The following is a 25,815-nucleotide window of genomic DNA, read 5'->3' as shown; positions in this document are numbered from 1 at the left end:
AGGCAGTCCACATTCCGCGCTTGGCTTATACTCGATCCAATTCCATCATTTCCGGCTCCGACTCCATGCACGCTCAACATTTACCGCCGCCCCGTTTCGAAGGCACCGACAGCTATGTCGCCACCAGCGACCTGAAACTGGCGGTCAACGCCGCGCTGACCTTGCAGCGCCCCCTGCTGATCAAGGGCGAGCCGGGCACCGGCAAGACCATGCTGGCCGAGGAAGTGGCCGACGCGCTGGGCATGCCGCTGATGCAGTGGCACATCAAGTCGACCACCAAGGCGCAGCAGGGCCTGTACGAATACGACGCCGTCTCGCGCCTGCGCGACTCGCAGCTGGGCGACGAGCGCGTGCGCGACATCCACAACTACATCGTCAAGGGCGTGCTGTGGCAGGCGTTCACCGCGCCCGAGCCGGTGGTGCTGCTGATCGACGAAATCGACAAGGCCGACATCGAGTTCCCCAACGACCTGCTGCGCGAACTCGATCGCATGGAGTTCTACGTCTACGAGACGCGCGAGATGGTCGTCGCCCGCCACCGGCCGCTGGTGATCATCACCTCCAACAACGAGAAGGAGCTGCCGGACGCTTTCCTGCGCCGCTGCTTCTTTCACTACATCAAATTCCCCGACAAGGACACGATGGAGGCGATCGTCAAGGTCCACTATCCGACCCTGAAGCAGGAGTTGCTGGCGCAGGCGCTGCAAAGCTTCTACGAAGTGCGCGACGTCCCCGGCCTGAAGAAGAAGCCATCGACGTCCGAGTTCCTCGACTGGCTCAAGCTGCTGCTGGCCGAGGACATCGGACCGGAAGCGCTGCGGAGCAAGGACACCAAGTCGGTGGTGCCGCCGCTGCACGGCGCGCTGCTCAAAAACGAACAGGACGTGCACCTGTTCGAGCGCCTGGTCTACATGTCGCGCACCAACCGCTGACGCCATGATCCACGTCGTCCCCGTTACCCTCGAAGCGAACGGCGTGCGGCTCGAGCCGCTGGCGCCGCATCACGCCGGCGGCCTGCGCGCGGCAGCCAGCGACGGCGAGCTGTGGAAGCTGCGCATCACTTCCGTGCCCGAGCCGGACCAGGTCGACGCTTACATCGCCGCCGCCGGCGACATGCCGGGCCGGCTCGCGTTCGCCGTGCTCGAAGGCGACACCGTCATCGGCACCACCAGCTACCACGACATCGTGCCGGCGGTGGACCGGGTCGAAATCGGCTGGACCTGGTACGCGAAGAGCCGCCAGCGCAGCCACGTCAACAGCACCTGCAAGATGCTGCTGCTGTCGCACGCCTTCGACACGCTGGGCTGCGCGGTGGTCGGCCTGCGCACCGATAACTTCAACTACGCCTCGCAGGCGGCGATCGAGCGGCTCGGCGCCAAGAAGGACGGCGTGATCCGCCACCACCATCCGCGCCGCGACGGCACCGTGCGCGACACGGTCATGTACAGCATCGTGCGCGGCGAGTGGCCCGAAGTGCGCGAGCAGCTGGCCTACCGGCTGCAGAAGCACGGCTCATCATGCTGATCGATTTCTTCTTCACGTTGAAGGACGCCAGGATCCCGGTCACGATCAAGGAATTCCTGACCTTGCTCGAAGCGATGGAAAAGAACCTGGCCGGCCAGTCGATGGACGACTTCTACTACCTGGCGCGCATTGCGCTGGTCAAGGACGAGGCACACTTCGACAAGTTCGACCGCGCGTTCGCCCAGTACTTCAAGGGCGTCAGCGGCGCCTTCGAGGCGGGCAGCGCGATCCCGCTCGACTGGCTGCTCAAGCGCATGGAGCGCGAGCTGACGCCCGAGCAGAAGGCCGCGCTGGAGAAATTCGGCTACGACAAGCTGATGGACCGCCTGAATGAGCTGCTCAAGGAGCAGAAGGAGCGCCACCAGGGCGGCAGCAAGTGGATCGGCACCGGCGGCACTTCGCCGTTCGGCAATGGCGGCACCAACCCGGAAGGCATCCGCATCGGCGGCGCCGGCGGCAACCGGACCGCGGTCAAGGTGTGGGAGCAGCGCGCCTACAAGGATTACGACGCCGAGCGCGAACTGGGCACGCGCAACATCAAGGTCGCCCTGCGCCGGCTGCGCAAGTTCGCGCGCGAAGGCGCCGAAGAAGAACTGGCGCTGGACGCGACGATTCGCGCCACCGCCAGCAACGCTGGCTGGCTCGACATCAAGATGCAGCCCGAGCGCAAGAACAAGATCAAGGTGCTGATGCTTCTCGACGTGGGTGGCAGCATGGACGACCACATCGAGCGCACCGAGGAGCTGTTCTCGGCGGCCAGGACCGAATTCAAGAACATGGAGTTCTTCTACTTCCACAACTGCGTCTACGACTACCTGTGGAAGAACAACCGGCGCCGCAACGCCGAGCGCTTCCCGACCTGGGACATCCTGCGCAAGTACCCGCCGGACACCAAGCTGATCTTCGTCGGCGACGCGACCATGAGCCCGTACGAGGTGCTGGCGCCGGGCGGGTCGGTCGAGTACAACAACGAGGAAGCGGGCGCCGAATGGCTGGCGCGCTTCTGCAACGCCTTCCCCAAGTTCATCTGGCTCAATCCGGAGCCGGAAGGCGTGTGGCAGTACCGCCAGTCGATCTCGGTGATCAAGCAGATCATGAACAACCGCATGTTCCCGCTCACGATCGCCGGTTTGGAAAGCGGCATGCGCTTGCTGAGCAAATAAGCCCGCCGCACCAGCGAAGGCTGGTGCCCATGTTGAGCCGGCGAATTGGCGCATCATGTTCAGCATGGGTACCAGCCTTCGCTGGTACGACATTCGATACGTTATCGTTGTGGAAACGTGCCGCGTCCGCCCTGCCTCGTCTTGTAAAATCGGCCATCACCGACCCGCACAGGACACCCCATGCCCGACCTGCTGTCGATCCTGACCAGCTTGGCCTGGCCAGTGGCCATCGCATTGGCCTGGCTGGCCGGCGAATTCGGCCAGCGCTTCACCGGCCTGCCGCGCGTCACCTTCTACGGCCTGGTCGGCTTCGCGCTGGCCAGCGGCCAGATCGGCATCCTGCCGGTGCCCAACGGCGGCGCCGCGCTGGTGGCGGCCGATATCGCCTTCGGCCTGATGCTGTTCGAACTGGGCTACCGCATCAACCTGCGCTGGTTTCGCGCCAATCCGTGGCTCGGCGTGGCCAGCCTCGTCGAAGCCGGCGCCACCTTCATCGGCGTGCGCTGGATCGCCCTCGCCTTCGGCACCGAGCCGACCACCGCGCTGATGCTCGCCGCCCTGTCGATGGCCACCTCGCCGGCGACGGTGGTCCGCGTCGTCAACGAGCAGCGCGCCTCCGGCCAGGTCACCGAGCGGGTGATGCACCTGGCCGCGGTGAACTGCGTGCTGGCCGTCTTCGCCTTCAACCTGGTGGTCGGCTACTGGATGTTCCGCAGCACGGAAGACCTCGGCGAGGCCGCGTGGATCAGCTTCCGCTCGCTGGTGGTGTCCGGCCTGGCTGGCGCCTTCGCCGGCGTGGCAGTCTCCGCGCTGCTGCGCGCGCTGGGCAACCTGGCGCAGGACACCACCGTCGCCTTCGCGCTGTCGGTGATCCTGCTGGTCTCCGTCACCTACACCTTCCACCTGTCGCCGGTGGTCGCCGCCCTCGCCTTCGGCCTGACCGCGCGCCACCGCCGCGTCGCCTACGGCCAGGCCCAGCGCAGCTTCGGCGCGCTGGGCGACCTGCTCACCGTGCTGCTGTACGTGTACGCCGCGTCCCTGCTCGACTGGCGCATCGTCAGCGCCGGCCTGGTGCCCTCGCTGGCGATGGTGGCGGTGCGCCTGGTGACCAAGACAGCCGGCGTCGCGCTGTTCTCGCCGCTGTCCGGCATCTCGTGGCGCAAGGGCGCGCTGACCGGGCTGGGACTGGCGCCGCTGTCGATCTTCATCATCCTCGTGCTCGAACACGCGCGCGTGAACGGCGTCGCGCTGCCGGCGGCCGCGCAGGCGATGGCGGCGGTGAGCCTGCTGCTGGAACTGGGCGCGCCCGTCATCCTGCAGCGCGCCCTGGTATGGGCGCGCGAAACCCCGGAGGGCCAGCATGGCGCTTGAACCGTTTGCCAAATCGAATGCGCTGACCTTCGGCGTCGAACTTGAGCTGCAGTTGACCAGCCGGTCGGACTTCGACCTGACGCCGGCCAGCCCCGACCTGCTGCACCTGCTGGCGCAGAAGCCCTTCCCCGGCAACGTCACACCGGAGATCACCGAGAGCATGATCGAAATTAATTCGAGCGTGCAGACTCACCACGCGCCGCTGCTGGCCGAACTGCGGGCGATCCGCGACACGCTGGTCGCGGCGGCCGACAAGCTCAATATCGGCATCGGCGGCGGCGGCACCCACCCATTCCAGCACTGGTCCGAGCAGAAAATCTATCCCAAGCAGCGCTTCCAGGAGCTGTCGGTGCTGTACGGCTACCTGGCCAAGCAGTTCACCATCTTCGGCCAGCACGTGCACATCGGCTGCACCTCGGGCGACGATGCGCTGTTCCTGCTGCATTCGCTGTCGCGCTATGTGCCGCATTTCATCGCGCTGTCGGCGTCGTCGCCGTTCGTGCAGGGGCGCGACACGCTGTTCGATTCGGCGCGTCTGAATTCCGTGTTCGCGTTTCCGATGAGCGGGCGCGCGCCGTTCACGCTCAGCTGGGACGACTTCGGCAGCGGCTACTACGCCAAGATGGAAGCGACCGGCATCGTCAAGAGCATGAAGGACTTTTACTGGGACATCCGGCCGAAGCCCGAATACGGCACCATCGAGCTGAGGGTGTGCGACACGCCGCTGACGGTGGAACGGGCCGCCGCGCTGGCGGGCTACTTGCAGGCGCTGTGCCGGCACCTGCTGGAGCGGCGCGAAGCGGCGCCGTGCGAGGACGACTACCTGGTCTACAACTACAACCGCTTCCAGGCCTGCCGTTTCGGGCTCGATGGCGCGGTCACGCATCCAAAGACCTACCGGACGGTGGGGCTGCGCGAGGATATTTTGCAGACGCTGGCGGCGATGGCGCCGCATGCGGAGGCGCTGGGCGGCTCTGCGGCGCTGGCGCACCTGCGCGAAGTGGCGGAGACCGGCGGCGATGCGTCGTTCCTGCGGCAGCAGTATGAGGTGCACGGCGGCTGCGAAGGAATGGTCGACGAGGCGATCCGCATTTTCCGCGGCTGATCCGAGATGGGGTGAGGTCCGCTGGACCTGGCCCCAACTTCAAAAGCGCGTCTCGCGCGCGGCGCGCAGGAACTCGTCGAGGATCGGCGTGCAGTCGAGCAGCTCGCGTCCGCCGGCGCGGTGGAACTCGGGATGCCACTGCAGCCCCATGACGAAGTCGGCGCGCTGGTAGCGGATCGCTTCGATCACGCCGTCCGGATCCGACATTGCCTCGATCGCGATGTCGCGCCCCAGGTCCTTGACCGCCTGGTGGTGGATCGAATTGACCACCGGCCGCTTCTGGTCCGGGAACAGCCGCCCCAAGGTCGACCCTGGCGCGAACACGATCGCATGCTTGTGCGCGTCGTACTCGTCGTTCACGTGCGCCATCCCGTCCGGGAAATCGGAGACCACATCCTGGTACAAGGTGCCGCCGAAGGCCACGTTGATCAGCTGGCAGCCGCGGCATATCCCCAGCACCGGCTTGCCGGCGCCGACGAATTCATGCAGCAGCTCGAGCTCGTAGATGTCGCGCGCGCGGTCGCCGCTCCACTCGGGCCGCGTGGCCGTTTCCGAATACGTCTGCGGCGACACGTCCGCCCCGCCCTGCAGCACCAGCCCGTCGAGGTGGCGCGCGTAGTGGCGCAGGGTGATGTTGCTGGGGTGGAGGAGCCCGCTGGTGTTTACCGTTGGGACCATGAACACCAGCACGTCGCGCGACATCACCCACCGGGCGATCGACTCTTCGAGGTATTGCAGGTTTTTCGAGCGCAGGCCGGTGGCGCCGGGCTCGGGATGAAAGATCCGCGCCGACACGCCGATGCGCAGGGTGCGCCGCATGAAGCCGCGGCTGAAGCGGTCGCGCAGCGCGCGAAAGCGCGACGACAGCACGCGCCCGGCCAGCGCCAGCGGCGTGTCGCCGCGGCGCTGCCAGCGCGGCAAGTCGCCCGGCTCGCGGCGGTCCGGCGAACGGCCCGGCGCTTGATCAGGATCGGTCATCGTCCTCGCATGAAAAAGCGGGGTCAGGTCCGGCGGAGCCGACCCCATCTTGCTTACGGCAGCGACATCAGCTTCTTGATCGCCGAGTACAGGTGGCGGTCGGCCACCGGCTTGTCGAGCAGCCCGCGCACGCCGACCGCGCGCGCGCGCGGCGCGTCGTAGGCGAAGCTGCGTCCGACCAGGAAGACCACCGCGGTGCGCTCGGCCGCCGGCAAGCCCTTGACGTCGGCGCACAGCCGGTACGGGTCCACTTGCGGCGTCGAGGTGTTGATCATCAGGACCGACACCGCCGTCTCGTCGCACAGCCTCACCGCGGCGCCGGCGCTGTCGGTCCACTCGACCGGCCAGCGGCGCGGCCCGAACACCTTGGCCACGTGGTCGCGGAAGGCGCCGCCCTTGTCGACGATCAGGATGGCGCCCGACGGCGGCTCCTTGCGCTTCTGCTCGTGCTGGACCGGATCGGTCAGGTCGATGTCCAGGCGCGGCTTGCGGCGCCGCTCGATCACCACCGGCGACAGGCCGCGCGCGGTCAGCTGCGCCAGCGCCTGCGCGCGCTTGTGCACCAGGCCGGCCAGCAGGTGGTGCATGCGGGTCGGGTCGACCGGACGCGGCAACTGGGGGAAGGGAAAGGCGGGAGCGGTGGCGCCGATGATCAGGGCGGGGGTGATCTCAGTGGGGTTGGCGCCGGACAGGGCGGCCAGTGCCGGGAGGTGATCGCCGTTGACGATGTAGAGATCGGGCTCCTGCAGGCTATCCTCGAGCAGGCAGAAATACGACGGCCCGGCCGGCGGCGCCTGTGCCAGCGCCGCGCAGACCTCAGCGAATTCTGGCGCCTCGAAACCGATCAGGCGCACTGCGAACGGAAATTTAGAAGAATGCATGTTGGCACGCAAAGGGCGGGCCAGCGGCCCTTTTGGCGCTGCCTCGCTTTGAATCTAGTCACAATTGCGCCGACTGGCAAGCACAATCACTCTGGTACAAGGTCGTTCTACATCAAGCTTTGCAACGCGATGCTAACTATTTTCTCGATTTCGTGGCGGTCAATTGTAAACACGGTCGACAATTGCGTAGAATACCGCCGGAAAAGACTGTGTTTTTATCCAGTTCTTCTCCCCCTTTGCGGCAGACACGATAGAATGCCCAGGCATTTCCCAATTCAAATTATTAGTTTGACCACGTATGGCAACCAAAAAACCAGCATCCGACTATAGCGAAGCCTCGATCCGGGTCCTCAAGGGACTCGAGCCCGTCAAACAGCGTCCGGGCATGTACACCCGGACCGAAAATCCCCTGCACATCATCCAGGAGGTGATCGACAACGCCTCCGACGAAGCGCTCGGCGGCCACTGCAATCACATCGCGGTGACGGTCAACACGGACGGCTCGATCACGGTCGAGGACGACGGACGCGGCATCCCGGTCGGCCTGCATCCCGAGGAAGGCGTGCCGACGGTGGAGATCGTCTTCACGCGCCTGCACGCCGGCGGCAAGTTCGACAAAGGCTCGGGCGGCGCCTATGCATTCTCGGGCGGCCTGCACGGCGTCGGCGTCTCGGTGACGAATGCGCTGTCGACCCGCCTCGAGATCACGGTGTGGCGCAAGGAACCGGACGGCAACGGCCTGCACCACCTGGTGTTCGCCAATGGCGACGTGATCGAGCCGCTTACCTCGCGCCCTGCCCCGCGCGACGGCAAGAAGAGCGGCACGCGCGTGACCGCCTGGCCGGATCCGAAGTATTTCGACTCGCCTGAGATCTCGAAGGTCGAGCTGCAGCGCCTGCTGCGCTCCAAGGCGGTGCTGCTGCCGGGCGTGACGGTCACGCTGACCAACGCCAGGACGGGCGACGTCCAGAGCTGGAAATACGATGAAGGCCTGCGCGGCTATCTGAACGAAATGCTGGCCCAGACCTCCAACGGCGAGACGCTGATCCCGGTGTTCGAAGGCGCGCAGTACTCGAACGGCGCCGACGACGGTTTCGCCGAGGGCGAAGGCGCGGCGTGGGTTGTCGCGTGGACCGAGGAAGGCGCCGTGGTGCGCGAGTCCTACGTCAACCTGATCCCGACCCCGAACGGCGGCACCCACGAGTCGGGCCTGCGCGACGGCCTGTATGGCGCGGTGAAGAACTTCGTCGAGATGCACTCGCTGCTGCCGAAGGGCGTCAAGCTGCTGCCCGAAGACGTGTTCGCGCGCGTCTCGTTCGTGCTGTCGGCCAAAGTGCTGGATCCGCAGTTCCAGGGCCAGATCAAGGAACGCCTGAATTCGCGCGACGCGGTGCGCCTGGTGTCGACCTTCTCCAAGCCGCCGCTCGAAGTATGGCTGAACCACCACGTCGAATACGGCAAGAAGCTGGCCGAGCTGGTGATCAAGCAGGCCCAGTCGCGCCTGCGCTCGCTGCAAAAGGTGGAGAAGAAGAAGTCGTCCGGCGTGGCGGTTTTGCCGGGCAAGCTGACCGACTGCGAATCGTCGGACATTTCGCGCAACGAGATCTTCCTGGTCGAGGGCGACTCGGCGGGCGGGTCGGCCAAGATGGGCCGCGACAAGGAATTCCAGGCCATCCTGCCGCTGCGCGGCAAGGTGCTCAACTCGTGGGAGACCGACCGCGACCGCCTGTTCGCCAACAACGAAATTCACGACATCGCGGTGGCGATCGGCGTCGACCCGCACAGCTACGGCGACACGCCGGACCTGTCGGGCCTGCGCTACGGGAAAATCTGCATCCTGTCCGATGCGGACGTCGACGGCTCGCACATCCAGGTGCTGCTGCTCACCCTCTTCTTCAAGCACTTCCCGGCGCTGTTCGCGCATGGCCACATCTGCATCGCGCGGCCGCCGCTGTTCCGCGTCGACGCGCCGGCGCGCGGCAAGAAGCCGATCCAGAAGCTGTACGCGCTCGACGCCGGCGAGCTGGTGGCGATCGAGGACAAGCTGCGCAAGGACGGCGTCAAGGAAGGCGCCTGGGGCATCTCGCGCTTCAAGGGCCTGGGCGAGATGAACGCCGAGCAGCTGTGGGAAACCACGATGAACCCGGACACGCGCCGGCTGCTGCCGGTCACGCTGGGCTATTTCAGCCAGGCCGATTCGTCGGCGCGCTTCAACATGCTGATGGGTAAAGGCGAAGCCGCCGCCCGCCGCGCCTGGATCGAAGAGCACGGCAACGAGACCGAAGCCGACATCTAAAACCGCGGGGTCAGACCCGTTTTTTAATTGGCCGAATTTACTTTGCCAAAATAAGAATGGGGTCTGACCCGGTTTCTGCGGCTGCGAAAGCCAAGCCGGGCGCCTGAAAGTGGGGCGTGACCGAATAAAAATGGGGTCTGACCCGGGTTTCTGAATTACCGAATTGAATTGAAATAACTATGTCTAATCAAGCCACTCTTTTCGACGCTCCCCAACCGGTCCCCGAGGACGCCGCTCCCCCTCCGCCGCCGCCGAACGATCCGCCGCCACCGCCGCCACCGCCGCCGGAAGACGACGGCGAGTCGCTGACGCTGTCGACCTTCGCCGAGCGCGCCTACCTCGACTACGCCGTCTCGGTGGTCAAGGGCCGCGCGCTGCCCGACGTGTGCGACGGCCAGAAGCCGGTCCAGCGCCGCATCCTGTTTGCGATGAACGAGCTGGGTCTCGGCCCGACCGCCAAGCCGCGCAAGTCGGCCGCCGTGGTCGGCGACGTGCTCGGCAAACTGCACCCGCACGGCGACCAGTCGGTCTACGACGCGCTGGTGCGCATGGCCCAGGACTTCTCGCTGCGCTATCCGCTGATCGACGGCCAGGGCAACTTCGGCTCGCGCGACGGCGACGGCGCCGCGGCGATGCGCTACACCGAGGCGCGCCTGACGCCGATCGCGCGCATCCTGATGGATGAAATCGACCAGGGCACGGTCGACTTCCAGCCGAACTACGATGGCTCGACCACCGAGCCGAAGACGCTGCCGGCGCGCCTGCCGATGGTCCTGCTGAACGGCGCCTCGGGCATCGCGGTCGGCCTGGCCACCGAGATCCCGTCGCACAACCTGAGCGAAGTGGCGCAGGCCGCCGTTGCCATGATCCGCAATCCGAAGCTCACCCACGCCGAGCTGATGGCGATCATCCCCGGCCCGGACTTCCCCGGCGGCGGCCAGATCATCACGCCGGCGTCGCAGATCGCCGAGATGTACGCGACCGGCCGCGGCAGCATGAAGGTGCGCGCGCGCTGGAAGATCGAAGAGCTGGCGCGCGGCCAGTGGCAGGCTGTCGTCACCGAGCTGCCGCCGGGCGTGTCGTCGCAGAAGGTGCTCGAAGAGATCGAAGAACTGACCAACCCGAAGATCAAGCTGGGCAAGAAGGCGCTGTCGCCGGAGCAGACCACGCTCAAGCAGACCATCCTCGGCTCGCTCGACACGATCCGCGACGAATCGGGCCGCGAGGCGCCGGTGCGCCTGGTGTTCGAGCCGAAGTCGAAGAACCAGGACCAGGGCGAGTTCATGCTGATGCTGCTGGCGCACACCTCGCTCGAGTCGTCCAACTCGATCAACCTGGTGATGATCGGCGGCGACGGCCGCCCGCGCCAGAAGGGCCTGACCGACATCATCCAGGAGTGGATCGAGTTCCGCTTCGTGACGGTGCGGCGCCGCACCGAGTACCGCATGTCGAAAGTCGACGACCGCATCCACATCCTGGAAGGCCGCGAGGCGGTCCTGCTGAACATCGACAAGGTGATCCACATCATCCGCAATTCGGACGAGCCGAAAGCGGCGCTGATCGCCGAGTTCCGCCTGTCCGACCGCCAGGCCGAGGACATCCTCGAGATCCGCCTGCGCCAGCTGGCGCGCCTGGAAACCATAAAGATCCAGCAGGAGCTGGCCGAACTGCGCAAGGAAAAAGCCACGCTGCAGGACATCCTCGACAATCCGTCGACCATGAAGCGCGTGATCATCCGCGAGATCGAGGCCGACGCCAAGCAGTTCGGCGACAAGCGCCGCACCGTGATCGAGGAAGCGCAGAAGGCAGTGGCAGAGCAGAAGGTCATCGACGAGCCGGTCACCGTGATCGTCTCCGAAAAAGGCTGGGTGCGCGCGCGTACCGGCATCGGCCACGACGCCGCCCAGTTCACCTTCAAGGCGGGCGATGCGATGTACGGCGCGTTCGAATGCCGCACCATCGATACCCTGCTCGCCTTCGGCGACAACGGCAAGGTGTACTCGGTGCCGGTGGCGGCGCTGCCGGGAGCGCGCGGCGACGGCGTGCCGATCACCACGCTGGTGGACCTGTCGGGCGGCGCCCGCATCCTGCATTACTTCGCGGGCAGCGCGAGCACGCAACTGGTGCTCGCTTCGTCGGCCGGTTACGGCTTCGTCTCGAAAGCGGGCGACATGGTCAGCCGGCTCAAGGGCGGCAAGTCGTTCTTCACGTTGGACGGCGCAGTGCTGCTGCAGCCGCGCGTGGTCGCGGAAAAAGCCGGCGCGATCGCCTGCCTGTCCGAGAAGGGCCGCGTGCTGGTGTTCGGCATGGACGAGATGAAGGTGCTCACCAATGGCGGCAAGGGCGTGATCCTGATGCACCTCGAGCCGAAAGAGAAGCTGCTGGCGGTCCAGCCGATCACGCAGAAGGGCGTCAACGTCGTCGGCACCTGGGCGGGGTCGAAGCCGCGCGTGGTGGAGCTGTTCGCGTCCGGGCTCGAGCCGCACTTCGGCAAGCGCGCGCTCAAAGGCAAGCCGCTGGTGCAGAAGGTCAAGGCGATCTCGCTGGCGATGCGCACCACCGACTCCGACGCCTGATGTTCGGGGCTCAGGTCCGCAGGACCTGAGCCCGCTCGCGCATCCTCAATCCGGGCCGCTCCACCGCGGCATACAACAACGCCGCAATCGCCAGCGCCGCGCCGTTATACGCGGCGAACGCGACCAGGTCCGATCTCTCCACTACTTCGCCCGCCACGCCATGCAGCCAGTAATAGACCTGCTTGTGCGTCAGGTACAAGCTGAAAGAAAGCGCGGCAATTAAGCGCGCACCGGGGATGGCGAAACGGCCCAGCCACGTACGCGGGCTCGCCGCGCCGACGACCACGCACGCAATGCTGGCCGACAGCAGCGGAAATTCGAACACCACGCCGGCCAGGCTGGCGGGTTCGATGTGCATGGCCGCGGCCATGCCCGCCACGCCGATTGCCAGGAAGGCCCATCCATACTCCAGTGCCTTCGCCCACCACACCGGCCTGAATACCCGCATTAGCGCCAGCATGACGCCGGCCAGCAGCCCATCGAGGCGCGTATAGGTGGGGTTGTAGATCGTTTCGACGTAGCGCAGCACGAAATTTTGTTCGCCGCCGTGGACGTTGAGGTACGGCGCCACCTCGTGCTGCCACAGCCAGCCGCGCAGCGCCATTCCGCCTATGAGGATCGCAGCGGCCGTCAGCACCACCATCCGTGCATCCGGCCTGCGGGCCAGTAACCAGACTGCGGCAGGCAGCAACAGATAGAAATGCTCTTCAACGCACAGCGACCACGCATGCGAATAGGTACGGTGGCGGAAGTAATCCGGGAACAGGTTCGTCGAAAAGGTCAGGAACTGCCATAGCGGCGCCATCGCGCCACCCTCGCGCACGCCGGGCACGGCCAGGTACAGGCCGAGCACGGTGAAGTAAGCCGGCAGCACGCGCCACGCGCGGCGCTGAAAGAACCGTGACCACGATGGCTGCTCCCCATGCGTGAATGGCTTTAACAGCTGCCAGCCGATCAGGTATCCGCTCAGGACGAAGAACAGGTCCACGCCCATCCAGCCACGATCCACGATAGCCGGCATCGTGACGCCGTAGCTGGCAAGGTGATACAGCATCACCCAGACGATTGCCAACGCGCGCAGCAAGTCCAGGCCGGGCAATCGGATATTCTGAGCCTGGTTCATTTCGCAGCCATTATTCTCAAAAGGCGAACAGTGTAATCGCGAATCGCATCTTTGTCTGGCGTCACTTCCCCAATACACTGATTTTCATCGCACTCAACCGAAGGGGAAATGGATCATGGCAAACAAACTCGCAATCATCACCGGCGGCAGCCGCGGCCTCGGCAAGAGCGCCGCCCTGAAGCTGGCGCAGCAAGGCGTCGACGTCATCCTCACGTATCACAGCGACGAAGCGGCCGCCCATGCGGTCGTGGCCGGGATCGAGGCCGCCGGCGCGCGTGCCGCGGCACTCCGGCTCGACACAGGGGACGTCGGCTCGTTCGCCGCGTTTGCCGCGCAGGTGCGCGAGCTGCTGTCGGCAAAGTGGCAGCGCGAGCGCTTCGACTTCCTGGTCAATAACGCCGGCATCGGCATCCACGCGTCGTTCGCCGAGACCACCGAGGCGCAGTTCGACCAGCTGTTCAACATTCACTTCAAGGGCGTGTTCTTCCTGACCCAGCAACTGCTGCCGCTGATCGCCGACGGCGGCCGCATCGTCAACGTGTCGACCGGGCTGACCCGCTTCGCGCTGCCCGGCTACGCGGCCTACGCGTCGATGAAGGGCGCGATCGAGGTGCTGACCAAGTACATGGCGAAGGAACTGGGCGCGCGCGGCATCGCCGTCAACGCGATCGCGCCGGGCGCCATCGAAACCGATTTCGGCGGCGGCGCGGTGCGCGACAATGCGCAGATCAACGAGTTCGTCGCATCGCAGACGGCGCTGGGACGGGTCGGACTGCCGGACGATATCGGCGGGGCGATCGCCAGCCTGCTCAGCGAGAACAGCGGCTGGATCAATGCGCAGCGCATCGAGGCGTCGGGCGGGATGTTTGTCTGAGCGGTTGGGGTAAGCTCCGCCGGACCTGACACCGAGCGCAAAAAAAAAAGGACAGCTCGCGCTGTCCCTCTTGCTTTTACTGCGAGCCGAAATTACTTGGCTTCTGCTTTCTTCACGTCCGACACGGCTTCAGCTTTCTTTTCGGTCGACTTGGCGTGGGCGATGGTCTTTTCCTTCTTCGCTTCGACAGCTGCCTTCTCGGCTTTTGCGTCGGCTTTGGCCATGGTCTTCGTCGCCTTCACGTCGGCTTCGACATGCTTCTCGTCGGCCTTGGCGGCAGCTTTCATCTTGTCTTCCGGATCGGCTTTGGCGACATCGGCATTGACGTCAGCGTGCTTTTTGGCTGCCTTGGCTTTGGCTTTGGCCTTCTTGGCTTCAGCTTTGACGGCGGCCTTCTGGGCTTTTTCGTCAGCCTTCGCGACATCCTTGGCTTCTTCAGCCTGGGCCTTCACGATTTTCTTGTCGGCCTTGGCATCCGCCTTGACCACGGCAGGAGTAGCGGCCGGTGCGGTAGCAGGAGCCTGGGCGTACACCGAAGCAGCGAACAGACCGGCGATCAGGGCAGCGAGTACTTTATTCATGGTGAAATTCCTTTAGTGATAAGTGGGGGAGCATCTGGGACGTTGTGGGCCAAGCCTTCGCAAGCGTCAGTCCGGCGTCTTCTTTCATTTCTCGTCCAAAACTTTCGTTCAGGAACAATGACAGAATATGACGTTATAACAACAGCGTCTGTACGCTACCGTACATAGATAATGCCCGCTGTTACGCCCTCAACGGTCCGCGTGATGCGCCGGTTGACACAGTCTTCCAATCCAATTACCGCTGAAGTCGTCACTTTCGCCCCGGCCCCCGGGCGTAGAGGTCGATAATCGTGCTGATTGCATCCTGGCATACGTTACAGAAAGTTTCACTTCGGTCGAACATGATGCATTGCATCTCAGGCCGGAAGAAACCTTTGGCCTCGTAATTGGCGCCCTCGAACGCGCCGACCTGGTGCTGGTGCGGCGCCTTCGAGAACAGCGCCTTGGTGTGCTCCAGGTCTTCTTTGAACAACGCGCTCATTTCGGACTCCGGGCGATTCTCCTTGCGCAGGGCGGCCCTGCGGGCCTGGTAGGCGCGCGAAAACTGCTCGTACTCGGCTTTCGGCCACGGCGTCGGCAGCGGCGTGCCGGCCTTGACGAACTTCTTCCACTTCAGCTTCGCCGCGTCGCGCAGCGCGGTCGCATTCGGCTCCCACGGTTCCATCCGCGCGTTGCTCGACTGATAAGCCACCGGGGAAGTGTAGTACTCGTCGGCCAGGCCGGCGAAGTGGTGGCCGAATTCGTGCACGAACAGGTAGTTGGCCCAGTCGTTGCTCGCCGCCGCGGTGCTGAACTGGCCGAAGATGCCGCCGCCGCCGTAGGTGTCGTTGTTGACCAGGATTTCAATGAACTCGTACGGCGCGTACTGGGCGATGTCGCGCAGCGCGCGGTTGTCCAGCGTGAGCACATAGCGTTCGCTGCCGAAGATATCGTAGCGCGTGCCCAGCGCGGACGCGTGATGCACGCCGGTCGACGGCCGCGTCACGCCCGATTCCGGCGTCGGCACCGCCATCGCCCAGACGTTGAAGTCGTTGGCGCGCTCGCGGAAAGGCGACACCTTGAACAGGTGGTCGGCCAGGCGGCGCGCGTCGGCTTCGAACTTCTTCATGTCGGCCGCGGTGTAGCCGTCGCCCAGCACCAGCAGGTCGACCTTCTGCGGCGACGGACCGCTGACCCGGATCGGGATCGGCTGCGCCGGCGCCGGCGCCTGCTTGCGCACCACGTCGGGCGCGGCCGCATCGACCTCGGTGCTCCATACGACGGAGAACTCGTTGCGCTCATCGCGCTTGAGGATGCGCACGCGCACCGGCTTGCCCTGCGCAGGGAAGCGCACCGATTCGTGGAAGCCGCGGGTGGTCTTGTTCGCCTCGTCGGTGGTGCGCCATTCGCCGAAGATGGTCGAGAAGCCGCGCGAGTACAGCAGGTCGCCGGTCTTGGCGTCGACCACTTCGACCTTGTTGTTGCCGCGATTGGAGGTGTCGATGTTCTGCGCCAGGTCGCCGGGCCACGGCAGCGGCTCGACCAACACGCGTTCGATCGCGTAGCTGTCGGACAGCGCGTTGCCGGAGTGGAGATAGTCGACGCGGATGGTGGCGGGCGCCTGCGCGTAGGCGACGGTGGTGACGGCCAGCGCCAGCGCGCAGGCCAGGAATCGGATCAGGGACATGCTGCTCCTCGGGGATAATGGTAGAGCAGCATTGTAAAACTAAAAACGTGTCACCTTGGTGTTGCATGCGCCGGCGCCCAAGGGCTGGGGTCAGGTCCGGCGGAGCGACGGGGACGCCGAGTCCCCGATTTTGTCGCGGCCGCAGACCAACCTCGATGGTTATTCCTGCCCGCGCACCTGGGCGTACCCTGCCCGCTCGTTCTTGTACTGGTACAGCGGCAGCCGGATCTGGATTGGCCGGATGTCGAGCCGCACGTTGTACACCGAGTAGTTTTCGGTCAGGTCGGACGCGTACCCGACGCTGTCGCGCGCGCGGGTGAAGCGAAATTCGAAGCCGAGGTCCGGCTGCACGCTGCGCGGACTGCCCAGGGTCAGGCCGATCGCTTCCTGCTGGTCGCTGTCGATCAGCTTGCCCATCAGGTCGACCACGGTGGCATTGCCCAGGATGTCGGCGTTGAAGAGCGGCTCGCGGTAGTACGGCTTGGCCGGATCGAGCTTGCCGGCGCGCTTGTCCGGCGACGGCGTGAACTCGCCGCTGGCGATGTTAAAGCGGTCGCCGTTATCGAGGTAGCTGACCTTGGCGTTGGTCAGGTTGAAGGCGCCCGGCTCCGTGCTGGCGCTGTGCAGGTCGATCACCAGCGCGCCCTTGTAGCCGATGATCTCGACTTCGCGCGTGGGCCCCACCACCATCGCGGTGTTCTCGTCGATGCCCAGCCCCAGCTTGTAGCCTTTCTTGAGCATCGCCGGCAGCATGCGCGCAAAGCGCCCGCGCACCAGCAGGTGCTGGTCGACGAACACGTCGTCGCCGATGAAGCCCAGCCCCGGCGCGATCTCGTGGCCCTCGGCCACGCCGGTCTTGAGCGTGGCCAGCACGGTCTTGGGCTCGTCGAACATGGTGCTGCTCATGATGGCCGCGCCGGCGCTGGAGCCGGCGATGACGCCGCCGTTGCGGTACATCTCCCACAGCGCGTCGAGCACCAGCGAGTTGCTGCCGTCGGGACGGCGCAGCGCGCGCGTGATGCGGCCCTGGTCGCCGCCGGCGAAATAGGCGCCGCCGGCCTTGCGCACCGCCGCCGCGAGGTCAGGGTCGTCGGCCGCGGCGAGGTAATCGGTGCCGGCCAGCTTGACCGCCACCGGGATGAAGAAGGAGTCGGCGCCGTATTCGTTCAGCAGCGCCATGTTGAACTTGGCCGCCGCCTCGGGGTTGGCCGAGGCCGAGGCGAACACCGCAATGCGCGCGCCCTCGCCGCCTGCCAGGCCGACGATGCGGCTCCACACGGCGCCGTTATCGGCGCGCAGCGCGCCGCCGACGATCACCAGCGAACCCTTCGGCGCCACCGGATCGGCCGCCTGGGCCAATCCGCCGAACGCCAGGCCGGCAAGCAGCGCGGCGCGGATCAGGATCGTCAACATGATGCTTCCTTCCAAAAAAAAGGGTGAGCAGTTCGCTCACCCGGCGGCGTCGCAGCTGGCGCCCGGCCGGTGCGCAAGGTGCGCTCGCCAGCTGGCGCTGCGGCCACGGACATCCGCAATAATCGGGTCATAGCCTGCATTTCAATAATACTCGTTATCAAACAATCATGGCGCTACGCTGACTCGTCCAGCATACCTTCGCGCGCCTGGCGCGACTTGCCGGTGCGCAAACCGACGGGTTCCAATGTCTCCCGTCCTCCATCCCGGAGCCCCAATTCGTCGCGGCTTGTCGTTACGCTAATAGTTATGCCACACTGTGCCTTCGTCATCTGTTACCGCGCCCACCATGCAAGCACATCGACATCAAATCTCGCGCCCCGAAAGCGGCGGCAATTACCAACTGACCAGCTTCCACTTCGGCAAGCCGGGCCAGGGCAAGAAAGTGTATATCCAGGCCGCGCTGCACGCCGACGAGGTGCCGGGCATGCTGGTGTCGCAGTTCCTGCGCACCGAGCTGGCCGCGCTGGAGGCGCAGGACAAGATCCTCGGCGAGATCGTGCTGGTGCCGGCGGCGAATCCGCTCGGCCTGGCGCAGGCCATCATCGGCGCGCCGTTCGGCCGCTTCGACCTGTCGACCGGCACCAACTTCAACCGCGCCTACAAGCACGTCGCCGAAGACCTGAAGGCCTCGCTCGAAGGGAAGCTGGGCCCGGACGCCGGCGCCAACGTCGCGCTGTTGCGCGAGCATGCGCGCGCCTCGGTGGCCAGCTGGGCGCCGTCGACCGATGCCGAAGCGCTGAAGAAGATCCTGCTCGGGATGGCGATCGACGCCGACATCGTGCTCGACCTGCACTGCGATAACGAGGCGGTGGTGCATATATATACCGGCACGCCGCTGGCCGATGCGGTGGCGCCGCTGTCGGCGCTGATGGGCGCGCACGCGGTGCTGCTGGCGCTGGAGGCGGGCGAGGAGCCGTTCGACGAAGCCTGCAGCCGCCTGTGGTGGGACCTGGCCGCGCATTTCGGCCCGAAGACGCCGATCCCGATGGCCTGCCTGTCGACCACCGTCGAACTGCGCGGCGAGATGGACGTGAACTACGAGCTGGCGCAGCGCGACTCGCACGCGCTGCTGCAGTTCCTCGGCCACAGCGGCGTGATCGACGTGCCGCTGGAAACGCTGCCGGCGCCGCTGTGCGAGCCGACCCCGCTCGAAGGCGTCGAGCCGGTCAACGCGCCGCACGCCGGCGTGCTGGTGTTCCTCAAGCAGTTGGGCGACAAGGTCGCGGCGGGCGAAGCGATCGCCGACCTGATCGATCCGGTCAGCGGCAAGGTCACGAAGCTGGCGCCGACCGTGCCGGGCGTATTCTTCGCGCGCACCGCGCACCGCCACCTGTTGCGCGGCATGGCGGTCGGGAAGATCGCCGGCGCCAAGGCCTTCCGCGCCGGAAAGCTGCTGTCCCAATGAGGAAGCACCTGCGCCTGCCCAACACCTTCGTCCTGCTGTTCCTCATCCTGGCGATGATCGCGCTGGCTTCCTGGTTCGTCCCGGGCGGCCAGTACGACACGCACATGGTCAACGGCCGCGCGCTGGTCGACCCGGCCACGTTCCACTACATCGACAGCAAGCCGCAAGGTCCGGTGGCGCTGATGATGGCGCCGATCAAGGGCTTCGTCGAAGCGGCGCTGATCATCGCCTTCGTGCTGATCGTCGGCGGCGCCTTTTCGGTGCTGCAGAAGACCGAGGCAGTCGACTCGATGATCCGCTCGATCGCGCGCGCCCACACCCGCTCGCCGGCGGTGCGCGCGGCGCTGATCCCGGTCTTCATCACGCTGTTCTCGCTGGGCGGCGCGACCTTCGGCATGGCCGAGGAGGCGATCCCGTTCATCCTGATCTTCGTGCCGCTGGCGCTGGCGCTGGGCTACGACTCGGTGGTCGGCGTGTCGATTCCCTTCGTCGGCTCGCAGGTCGGCTTCGGCGCCGCCTTCCTCAACCCGTTCAACGTCGGCGTCGCGCAAGGCATCGCCGGCGTGCCGGTGTTTTCGGGCATGGGCTACCGGATCGTCGCCTGGGCCGCCTGCACCGCGGTCACCATCCTCTTCATGATGTGGTACGCCGCGCGCATCAAGCGCGATCCGACCAAGAGCCCGACCTATGCGCTGGACCTGGAAAAGCGCAAGGAGCTGGTGCCCGACCTTGGCACGCTGGCCGGCATGACGCGCACCCACGGCGCGGTGCTGGCGCTGTTCGTCGCCACGCTCGGCATCATGGTGTTCGGCGTGGTGCGCTACCAGTGGTTCATCGAGGAGATCGGCGCGCTGTTCCTGGTAATGGCGATCGCCATCGGCGTCGTCGGCCGGCTCGATGCCGACCAGTTCGTGGCGGCCTTCATCCAGGGCGCGAGGGACCTGGTGACGACCGGGCTGGTGATCGCGCTGGCGCGCGGCACCGTGATCCTGGCGCGCGACGCCCACATCATCGACACCATGCTGCACGGCCTGGTGCCGCTGGTGCAGTCGTCTTCGCCCATCATCGCGGCGCAGAAGATGTACGTGATCCAGTCGGTGATCAACTTCTTCATCCACTCCGGCACCGGCCAGGCCGCGCTGACGATGCCGATCATGGCGCCGCTGGCCGACCTGGTGGGGGTGACGCGCCAGACCGCGATCCTGGCGTTCCAGCTGGGCGAACTGAGCACCCCGATGATCCCGACCTCGGGCATCACGGTCGGCGTGCTGGCGCTGGCGCGCATTCCCTGGCTGACCTGGGCGCGCTGGATGGTGCCGCTGCAGCTGATCTACCTGGTGCTGGCGCTGGCCCTGCTGGTGCCGCCGGTGCTGATGAACTGGCAGTAAATCAGGACAGGTAGATGTTCGGGAAGTAGCGTTCCATCAGCGTCTCCGGGCGCTGCGGCGGCGCGAAGCCGAACTTCTCGAACAGGCCGCCGGCGGTGCCGGTGGCCAGCGTGAAGCGGCGCAGGCCTTTCAGGCTCGGGTGGTTCATCACGGCCTTCATAATCTCGCTCGCGTAGCCGCGGTTGCGGTACTCCGGAATGACGAACACGTCCACGAGATTGCCGAAGGTGGCGAAGTCGGTCACCACGCGCGCGAAGGCGACCTGGCGGCCATCGACGTAGCCGCCGAAGCAGAGGGAGTTTTCGATCGCGCGGTCGACGACGGCGCGCGAGATGCCGACGGCCCAGGTCGATTGCTCGCTGAGAAAGCGGTATATCAGCGGAACGTCGAGCTCCGCCCGGTCGGTACTGATCTGTAGGCTGGACATGGGGATATCCTGTAAAAAAACCAATTCTACAGACTTTCCGAAGCGGGGGGTCTGGTCCTGCGATCAGCGCTTCAGGTATTTTTCAGGCAGCGGATTCTTGTCGTTTTCCGCGCGCCACACCACGTTGAGGATCCACCAGCGCTGGCCGTCGTTGTACAGCTGGATGCTGTTGATGCCGCGCATGAACGGCTTGGCGTCCGCCGGCGCACGGCGTGCCTCATAGGTGGAAAACACATGCATGATAGGCCCGAAGCTCTCCGTGGTGCGCGTCAGCTCGCTCTCGAAGAAGCCGGCTTCGGCGAACGCCTTGGTGTTGCGGCCAATGTAGTCGTCCACGGTCATCACGATCAACGGCATGCTGCCGTCCGGTCGATTGGCGACCGCCATCAGCTTGCCCTGCGGCGCGAACAGCGAACGCAGTCGGTTCCAGTCGCGCTGCTTGCCGGCCGGGCCGGAGATTACGTCGTACAGCGCGGCCAGGATGGCGTCGGACGAACCGACGTCGGCCGGCTGGGCGAACGGCATCACGGTGGCCGGCGCCGGCTTGGCGTCCTGCGCCAGCGCGGCCGGAGCGGTGAAGGCGCCGAGCGCCATGGCGATGATCAGTGCTGCCGGTACCGAAGGCTTCATGCATATCTCCTGTTATTGGTCTGGTGGCCGAAATGATCGGGCATTTCGGGCCGAAAGTCACGCCTTCCCGCTTACCTTGTTTATAATCAGGTAAATCAAACAAGGCCCCAAATCATGACAGAACAATTCTCCAAGAAGGCCGAAGCCTGGTCGGCGCGCTTCTCCGAACCGGTCTCCGACCTCGTCAAACGCTACACCGCCTCGGTCTTCTTCGACAAGCGCCTGGCGATGTTCGACATCCAGGGTTCGCTCGCGCACGCCGAGATGCTGGCCGCGCAGGGCATCATCAGCGCCGCCGACCGCGCCGAAATCGAGCGCGGCATGGCCCAGATCAAGGGCGAAATCGAGGCCGGCAGCTTCGAATGGCTGCTCGACCTGGAAGACGTCCACCTGAACATCGAGAAGCGCCTGACCGAACTGGTTGGCGATGCCGGCAAGCGCCTGCACACCGGCCGTTCGCGCAACGACCAGGTGGCGACCGACATCCGACTGTACGTGCGCGCGGCGATCGACGACATCGTGGAGCTGCTGCAGGCCTTGCGCGGCGCGCTGGTCGACGTCGCCGACAAGCACGCCGACACCATCCTGCCCGGCTTCACCCACATGCAGGTGGCCCAGCCGATCACCTTCGGCCACCACATGCTGGCCTACGTCGAAATGTTCGGCCGCGACGTCGAGCGCATGCTCGATGCGCGGAAGCGCGTCAACCGCCTGCCGCTGGGCGCCGCCGCGCTGGCCGGCACCACCTTCCCGATCGACCGCCTGCGTGTGGCAAAAACGCTGGGCTTCGACGACGTCTGCCACAACTCGCTGGACGCCGTCTCGGACCGCGACTTCGCGATCGAGTTCTGCGCCGCCGCCGCGCTGGTGATGATGCACGTGTCGCGCATGTCGGAAGAACTGATCATCTGGATGAGCCCACGGGTCGGCTTCATCGACATCGCCGACCGCTTCTGCACCGGCTCGTCGATCATGCCGCAAAAGAAAAACCCGGACGTGCCGGAACTCGCACGCGGCAAGACCGGCCGCGTGTACGGCCACCTGACTGGCCTCCTGACCCTGATGAAAGGCCAGCCGCTGGCCTACAACAAGGACAACCAGGAAGACAAGGAGCCGCTGTTCGACACCGTCGACACCGTGACCGACACGCTGCGCATCTTCGCCGACATGGCCGGCGGGATCACCGTCAAGCCGGACGCGATGCGCGCCGCGGCGCTGCAGGGCTACGCCACCGCGACCGACCTGGCCGACTACCTGGTCAAGAAGGGCCTGCCGTTCCGCGACGCCCACGAAGCCGTCGCGCGCGCCGTGCGTGCCTGCGACGACGCCAGGTGCGACCTGTCCGAAATGACGCTCGAGCGCCTGCGCGAGTTCTCCCCGCTGATCGAGGACGACGTGTTCGCCGTGCTGACGCTGGAAGGCTCGGTCGCGGCCCGCGACCACGTCGGCGGCACCGCGCCGAACCAGGTACGCGCGGCGATTGCCCGCATCCGCGGCCAGCTGGGTCAATAAGGAGCAGCAGATGTTCATGTCCCTGTCGCGCGCCATCGACACCCTCAACGAGAAAATCGCCGGCGCCGTGAGTTGGGCGCTGCTCGCCGCGGTGATCATCTGCGCCTGCAACGCGCTGGTGCGCTACATCTTCAAAATGAGCTCGAACAGCTGGCTCGAAATCCAGTGGTACCTGTTCGCCGCCGTGTTCATGCTGGCCAGCGCCAACACGCTGCGGCGCGACGAGCACGTGCGCATCGACGTCGTCACTGGCCACTTCTCCAGGCGCACCCAGGTCTGGATCGACCTGGCCGGCTTCCTGCTGTTCCTGATGCCGGTGTGCCTGCTGATTCTCTACTACGGCATCCCGTTCGCGCGCTACTCCTTCGTCAGCGCCGAGATGTCGTCGAGCGCGGGCGGCCTGATCGTCTGGCCGGTCAAGCTGCTGGTGCCGGTCGGCTTCGCGCTGCTGATGCTGCAGGGGATCTCCGAGATCATCAAGCGCATCGCCTTCCTCGCCGGGCGCATCGACGGCCACGAATTCGCCAAGCAGGTCACCACGCCCGAACAAGAAATCGAAGCGATCAAAACAGCCAACCAGCTGTAGCGAAAACATGGGGTCAGGTCCGCCGGACCTGACCCCGGGTTTGACGCCAACCGCCGAACAACCACAATAAGAACAACGCCGGAGACACATGGAACAATTCATCATCGCCAACCTGGCGCCCATCATGTTCGGGACGCTGGTCATCTTCCTGCTGTCGGGTTTTCCGGTAGCGTTTTCCCTGGCCGCCAACGGCCTGTTCTTCGGATTTGTCGGCATCGAGCTGGGACTGCTCAAGCCCGAACTGCTGCAGGCGCTGCCGAACCGGATTTTCGGCATCATGGCCAACGACACGCTGCTGGCGATCCCCTTCTTCACCTTCATGGGCCTGATCCTCGAACGATCCGGCATGGCCGAGGACCTGCTCGACACCATCGGCCAGCTGTTCGGGCCGATCCGTGGCGGCGTCGCCTATGCGGTGATTTTCGTGGGCGCGCTGCTGGCGGCGACCACCGGCGTGGTGGCCGCTTCGGTGATCTCGATGGGCCTGATCTCGCTGCCGGTGATGCTGCGCTACGGTTACGACAAGCGCCTGGCGTCCGGCGTGATCGCCGCGTCGGGCACGCTGGCGCAGATCATCCCGCCGTCGCTGGTGCTGATCGTGATGGCCGACCAGCTCGGCCGCTCGGTCGGCGACATGTACCGCGCCGCCTTCGTGCCCGGCCTGCTGCTGACCGCGATGTACGCCGGCTACGTGCTGGCGGTGTCGATCTTCAGGCCCTCGCACGTGCCGGCGCTGCCGCCCGAGGCGCGCAACCTGAAGGAGCCGAACGGCGACAGCGGCGTGCGTTCGCTGCTGGCGCTGACGCTGGCGACGGTGGCGATCGGCTTTGGCTTCGCCAGCTGGTACGGCGCGCGCCACCCGAATCTCGCGGGAGATGAACTGGGTATTTTCTCGGCCGGCGTGGCGACCGCCGCCGCCTTCGCGTTCGCGCTGGCAAACCGGCACCTCAAGCTTGGCCTGCTGTCGCGCATGGCCGAAAAAATCGTCTTCGTGCTGATTCCGCCGCTGGCGCTGATCTTCCTGGTGCTAGGCACCATCTTCATCGGCCTGGCCACGCCGACCGAGGGCGGCGGCATGGGCGCGGCCGGCGCGCTGATCCTGGCCACCGCCAACCGGCGCCTGACCTGGAGCCTGGTGCGCCAGGCGATGATGTCGACCACGCGGCTGTCGGCCTTCGTCATCTTCATCCTGGTCGGCTCCACCGTGTTCTCGCTGGTGTTCCGCGGCGTCAGCGGCGACCTGTGGGTCGAGCACCTGCTCACCAGCCTTCCGGGCGGCGCCACCGGCTTCCTGGTGGTGGTGAACATCATGTTCTTCCTGCTGGCGTTCTTCCTCGATTTCTTCGAGCTGGCGTTCATCCTGGTGCCTCTGGTCGGACCGGTGGCGGAGAAGCTCGGCATCGACCTGATCTGGTTTGGGGTGCTGCTCGGCGTGAACATGCAGACCTCGTTCATGCACCCGCCGTTCGGCTTCGCGCTGTTCTATTTGCGCTCGGTGGCGCCCAAGGAAGTCAAGACGACCGACATCTACTGGGGCGCAATTCCGTTCGTGCTGATCCAGGTCGTGATGGTAGCGCTGATTATCGCGTTCCCGCGCCTGGTGTCCGTGGAGAAGAAGACCGACATGAAGGAACAGCTGGAATTGAAGATCGACGTGCCGCAGCAGGACATGCCGGCGCCGTCGTACGAGCCGGAAGTGAAATAAGAAACTGGCTGCCGCGAACGGCAGCCAGCGTGGCGCTTAGTTATTCAACAGGACCTGGGCGATCAGGCCGGTGGCGATGGCCGCCAGCACGTAGTTGTCGTCGGCCTGCACCCATTGGTAGCCGTACGGCGGCGCGCTCAGGCGGCGGGCGCGCCAGTCGCTGACCACATAGCGGCTGCCGCGGTACTCGCTGTGCAGATATCCGCCGCGGCGAAACTCCTGGCGGTAGCCGTCATGGCGTCCGTCGTTGTACGAATAGCGCGACTGGCTGTAGTTGTTGCGGCCGTAGTCGTTGCGACCGTAGTTGTCGTTGCGGTCATGGCGGTCGCTGCGCGCGTTCCAGTCGCGGCGCTCGGTTTGATTGCGGTCCTGATAGCGGTTGTAATCGGTGCCGCGCTGCGCCTGGTCGTAACGGTCGCCGCCGTGATCGTAGCGTTGAGCGAAAGCGGGAGCACTTGCCATCATGCACACAGCCATCAGGCCAGAGATAACAGTTTTGGTGTTCATTAGGATTCCTTTGTGATGTGGGAACGGAGGACATCCGCTTTGCT

At 65.5% G+C, this 25,815-nt stretch carries 21 protein-coding genes and 1 pseudogene; 13 read left to right on the top strand and 9 right to left on the bottom strand.

The genetic code is table 11. From position 1 onward, the window contains the following. Positions 1 to 65: 65 nt before the first annotated feature. The 5 genes from AC1D02_RS19520 (at position 66) to AC1D02_RS19500 (ending at position 5,163) form a co-directional block, all read left to right on the top strand. Positions 66 to 932: an AAA family ATPase gene (locus AC1D02_RS19520; RefSeq protein WP_477319935.1), complete on the top strand. Its 867-nt coding sequence runs from the start codon at positions 66 to 68 to the stop codon at positions 930 to 932. A 4-nt stretch (positions 933 to 936) separates the two neighbouring features. Beyond that, positions 937 to 1,524: a GNAT family N-acetyltransferase gene (locus AC1D02_RS19515; RefSeq protein ID WP_477319933.1), complete on the top strand. Its 588-nt coding sequence runs from the start codon at positions 937 to 939 to the stop codon at positions 1,522 to 1,524. Continuing rightward, positions 1,518 to 2,687 carry a vWA domain-containing protein gene (locus AC1D02_RS19510; protein ID WP_477319931.1) on the top strand — a complete coding sequence of 390 codons (1,170 nt, stop codon included), beginning with the start codon at positions 1,518 to 1,520 and terminating at the stop codon, positions 2,685 to 2,687. Before AC1D02_RS19515 ends, AC1D02_RS19510 begins: the two co-directional genes overlap by 7 nt. Positions 2,688 to 2,867: 180 nt before the next feature. Next, entirely contained in the window at positions 2,868 to 4,058 is a 1,191-nt protein-coding gene (locus AC1D02_RS19505; protein ID WP_477319929.1) for a cation:proton antiporter, read from the top strand. After that, entirely contained in the window at positions 4,048 to 5,163 is a 1,116-nt protein-coding gene (locus tag AC1D02_RS19500; protein WP_477319927.1) for a YbdK family carboxylate-amine ligase, read from the top strand. The genes AC1D02_RS19505 and AC1D02_RS19500 overlap by 11 nt, the downstream gene beginning before the upstream one ends. A gap of 39 nt (positions 5,164 to 5,202) precedes the next feature. Here AC1D02_RS19500 and AC1D02_RS19495 read toward each other — a convergent pair whose 3' ends face one another. Continuing rightward, positions 5,203 to 6,375 (bottom strand): gamma-glutamyl-gamma-aminobutyrate hydrolase family protein, encoded by a 1,173-nt coding sequence (locus tag AC1D02_RS19495; protein WP_477319925.1) that lies wholly within the window; start codon positions 6,373 to 6,375, stop codon positions 5,203 to 5,205. Next, a pseudogene (locus AC1D02_RS19490) lies at positions 6,276 to 6,728 on the bottom strand (response regulator); the annotation flags it as partial. The gene AC1D02_RS19495 and the pseudogene AC1D02_RS19490, both read right to left, overlap by 100 nt. Before the next feature lie 592 nt (positions 6,729 to 7,320). On the opposite strand from AC1D02_RS19490, the gene AC1D02_RS19485 reads away from it, so the two are divergent. Both AC1D02_RS19485 and parC read left to right on the top strand, forming a co-directional pair. Beyond that, entirely contained in the window at positions 7,321 to 9,318 is a 1,998-nt protein-coding gene (locus tag AC1D02_RS19485; RefSeq protein WP_477319923.1) for a DNA topoisomerase IV subunit B, read from the top strand. A gap of 179 nt (positions 9,319 to 9,497) precedes the next feature. Further along, positions 9,498 to 11,894 (top strand): DNA topoisomerase IV subunit A, encoded by a 2,397-nt coding sequence (parC, locus tag AC1D02_RS19480; RefSeq protein WP_477319921.1) that lies wholly within the window; start codon positions 9,498 to 9,500, stop codon positions 11,892 to 11,894. A 10-nt stretch (positions 11,895 to 11,904) separates the two neighbouring features. Here the strand turns inward: parC and AC1D02_RS19475 are convergent, their stop codons facing one another. Continuing rightward, positions 11,905 to 13,017 carry an acyltransferase family protein gene (locus AC1D02_RS19475; RefSeq protein WP_477319919.1) on the bottom strand — a complete coding sequence of 371 codons (1,113 nt, stop codon included), beginning with the start codon at positions 13,015 to 13,017 and terminating at the stop codon, positions 11,905 to 11,907. A 115-nt stretch (positions 13,018 to 13,132) separates the two neighbouring features. Here AC1D02_RS19475 and AC1D02_RS19470 point away from each other — a divergent pair, with 115 nt between their 5' ends. Then, a complete protein-coding gene (locus AC1D02_RS19470; protein WP_477319918.1) occupies positions 13,133 to 13,891 on the top strand; it encodes an SDR family NAD(P)-dependent oxidoreductase in 759 nt (252 codons plus the stop codon). Between the two features lie 92 nt (positions 13,892 to 13,983). On the opposite strand, the gene AC1D02_RS19465 is transcribed toward AC1D02_RS19470, so the two are convergent. The 3 genes from AC1D02_RS19465 to AC1D02_RS19455 form a co-directional block, all read right to left on the bottom strand. Beyond that, on the bottom strand, positions 13,984 to 14,472 hold the full coding sequence (locus AC1D02_RS19465) for a hypothetical protein (protein WP_477319916.1): 489 nt from the start codon (positions 14,470 to 14,472) through the stop codon (positions 13,984 to 13,986). A 250-nt stretch (positions 14,473 to 14,722) separates the two neighbouring features. Then, positions 14,723 to 16,138, bottom strand: a complete 1,416-nt coding sequence (locus AC1D02_RS19460) for an IgA Peptidase M64 (RefSeq protein WP_477319914.1) — start codon at positions 16,136 to 16,138, stop codon at positions 14,723 to 14,725. Between the two features lie 159 nt (positions 16,139 to 16,297). Beyond that, positions 16,298 to 17,551: a cyanophycinase gene (locus AC1D02_RS19455; RefSeq protein WP_477319912.1), complete on the bottom strand. Its 1,254-nt coding sequence runs from the start codon at positions 17,549 to 17,551 to the stop codon at positions 16,298 to 16,300. Positions 17,552 to 17,897: 346 nt separating this feature from the next. On the opposite strand from AC1D02_RS19455, the gene AC1D02_RS19450 reads away from it, so the two are divergent. Together AC1D02_RS19450 and AC1D02_RS19445 are read left to right on the top strand one after the other, a co-directional pair. Then, positions 17,898 to 19,016 carry a succinylglutamate desuccinylase/aspartoacylase family protein gene (locus tag AC1D02_RS19450; RefSeq protein WP_477319910.1) on the top strand — a complete coding sequence of 373 codons (1,119 nt, stop codon included), beginning with the start codon at positions 17,898 to 17,900 and terminating at the stop codon, positions 19,014 to 19,016. Continuing rightward, the gene (locus tag AC1D02_RS19445) at positions 19,013 to 20,404 is read left to right on the top strand and encodes a YfcC family protein (RefSeq protein ID WP_477319908.1); all 1,392 of its coding nucleotides are present in this window, start codon (positions 19,013 to 19,015) and stop codon (positions 20,402 to 20,404) included. Before AC1D02_RS19450 ends, AC1D02_RS19445 begins: the two co-directional genes overlap by 4 nt. 1 nt (position 20,405) lies before the next feature. Here the strand turns inward: AC1D02_RS19445 and AC1D02_RS19440 are convergent, their stop codons facing one another. Together AC1D02_RS19440 and AC1D02_RS19435 are read right to left on the bottom strand one after the other, a co-directional pair. Beyond that, a complete protein-coding gene (locus AC1D02_RS19440) occupies positions 20,406 to 20,831 on the bottom strand; it encodes a GNAT family N-acetyltransferase (protein WP_477319906.1) in 426 nt (141 codons plus the stop codon). A gap of 63 nt (positions 20,832 to 20,894) precedes the next feature. Next, positions 20,895 to 21,461 carry a hypothetical protein gene (locus AC1D02_RS19435; RefSeq protein ID WP_477319904.1) on the bottom strand — a complete coding sequence of 189 codons (567 nt, stop codon included), beginning with the start codon at positions 21,459 to 21,461 and terminating at the stop codon, positions 20,895 to 20,897. Between the two features lie 114 nt (positions 21,462 to 21,575). Between AC1D02_RS19435 and argH the strand changes: the two genes are divergently transcribed. The 3 genes from argH (at position 21,576) to AC1D02_RS19420 (ending at position 25,264) form a co-directional block, all read left to right on the top strand. Continuing rightward, positions 21,576 to 22,973, top strand: coding sequence for an argininosuccinate lyase (gene argH / locus AC1D02_RS19430; protein WP_477319902.1), 1,398 nt, complete (start codon positions 21,576 to 21,578; stop codon positions 22,971 to 22,973). A 16-nt stretch (positions 22,974 to 22,989) separates the two neighbouring features. After that, positions 22,990 to 23,559 carry a TRAP transporter small permease subunit gene (locus tag AC1D02_RS19425; RefSeq protein ID WP_477320104.1) on the top strand — a complete coding sequence of 190 codons (570 nt, stop codon included), beginning with the start codon at positions 22,990 to 22,992 and terminating at the stop codon, positions 23,557 to 23,559. Between the two features lie 88 nt (positions 23,560 to 23,647). Beyond that, positions 23,648 to 25,264: a TRAP transporter large permease gene (locus AC1D02_RS19420; RefSeq protein WP_477319900.1), complete on the top strand. Its 1,617-nt coding sequence runs from the start codon at positions 23,648 to 23,650 to the stop codon at positions 25,262 to 25,264. A gap of 36 nt (positions 25,265 to 25,300) precedes the next feature. On the opposite strand, the gene AC1D02_RS19415 is transcribed toward AC1D02_RS19420, so the two are convergent. After that, positions 25,301 to 25,771 (bottom strand): RcnB family protein, encoded by a 471-nt coding sequence (locus AC1D02_RS19415; protein ID WP_477319898.1) that lies wholly within the window; start codon positions 25,769 to 25,771, stop codon positions 25,301 to 25,303. Positions 25,772 to 25,815 lie beyond the last annotated feature (44 nt).

Source organism: Massilia sp. P1_C10 (genome assembly GCF_056406475.1).
This window is presented reverse-complemented; position numbering and strand designations above follow the sequence as displayed.

What these genes read in the sequence shown, in the direction of transcription:
- AC1D02_RS19465 (WP_477319916.1), bottom strand. Translation starts at nt 14,472, where the DNA reads ATGAATAAAGTACTCGCTGCCCTGATCGCCGGTCTGTTCGCTGCTTCG.
- AC1D02_RS19455 (WP_477319912.1), bottom strand. Translation starts at nt 17,551, where the DNA reads ATGTTGACGATCCTGATCCGCGCCGCGCTGCTTGCCGGCCTGGCGTTC.
- AC1D02_RS19475 (WP_477319919.1), bottom strand. Translation starts at nt 13,017, where the DNA reads ATGAACCAGGCTCAGAATATCCGATTGCCCGGCCTGGACTTGCTGCGC.
- AC1D02_RS19440 (WP_477319906.1), bottom strand. Translation starts at nt 20,831, where the DNA reads ATGTCCAGCCTACAGATCAGTACCGACCGGGCGGAGCTCGACGTTCCG.
- AC1D02_RS19435 (WP_477319904.1), bottom strand. Translation starts at nt 21,461, where the DNA reads ATGAAGCCTTCGGTACCGGCAGCACTGATCATCGCCATGGCGCTCGGC.
- AC1D02_RS19415 (WP_477319898.1), bottom strand. Translation starts at nt 25,771, where the DNA reads ATGAACACCAAAACTGTTATCTCTGGCCTGATGGCTGTGTGCATGATG.
- AC1D02_RS19515 (WP_477319933.1), top strand. Translation starts at nt 937, where the DNA reads ATGATCCACGTCGTCCCCGTTACCCTCGAAGCGAACGGCGTGCGGCTC.
- parC (WP_477319921.1), top strand. Translation starts at nt 9,498, where the DNA reads ATGTCTAATCAAGCCACTCTTTTCGACGCTCCCCAACCGGTCCCCGAG.
- argH (WP_477319902.1), top strand. Translation starts at nt 21,576, where the DNA reads ATGACAGAACAATTCTCCAAGAAGGCCGAAGCCTGGTCGGCGCGCTTC.
- AC1D02_RS19445 (WP_477319908.1), top strand. Translation starts at nt 19,013, where the DNA reads ATGAGGAAGCACCTGCGCCTGCCCAACACCTTCGTCCTGCTGTTCCTC.
- AC1D02_RS19470 (WP_477319918.1), top strand. Translation starts at nt 13,133, where the DNA reads ATGGCAAACAAACTCGCAATCATCACCGGCGGCAGCCGCGGCCTCGGC.
- AC1D02_RS19450 (WP_477319910.1), top strand. Translation starts at nt 17,898, where the DNA reads ATGCAAGCACATCGACATCAAATCTCGCGCCCCGAAAGCGGCGGCAAT.
- AC1D02_RS19510 (WP_477319931.1), top strand. Translation starts at nt 1,518, where the DNA reads ATGCTGATCGATTTCTTCTTCACGTTGAAGGACGCCAGGATCCCGGTC.
- AC1D02_RS19485 (WP_477319923.1), top strand. Translation starts at nt 7,321, where the DNA reads ATGGCAACCAAAAAACCAGCATCCGACTATAGCGAAGCCTCGATCCGG.
- AC1D02_RS19505 (WP_477319929.1), top strand. Translation starts at nt 2,868, where the DNA reads ATGCCCGACCTGCTGTCGATCCTGACCAGCTTGGCCTGGCCAGTGGCC.
- AC1D02_RS19425 (WP_477320104.1), top strand. Translation starts at nt 22,990, where the DNA reads ATGTCCCTGTCGCGCGCCATCGACACCCTCAACGAGAAAATCGCCGGC.
- AC1D02_RS19420 (WP_477319900.1), top strand. Translation starts at nt 23,648, where the DNA reads ATGGAACAATTCATCATCGCCAACCTGGCGCCCATCATGTTCGGGACG.
- AC1D02_RS19500 (WP_477319927.1), top strand. Translation starts at nt 4,048, where the DNA reads ATGGCGCTTGAACCGTTTGCCAAATCGAATGCGCTGACCTTCGGCGTC.
- AC1D02_RS19520 (WP_477319935.1), top strand. Translation starts at nt 66, where the DNA reads ATGCACGCTCAACATTTACCGCCGCCCCGTTTCGAAGGCACCGACAGC.
- AC1D02_RS19460 (WP_477319914.1), bottom strand. Translation starts at nt 16,138, where the DNA reads ATGTCCCTGATCCGATTCCTGGCCTGCGCGCTGGCGCTGGCCGTCACC.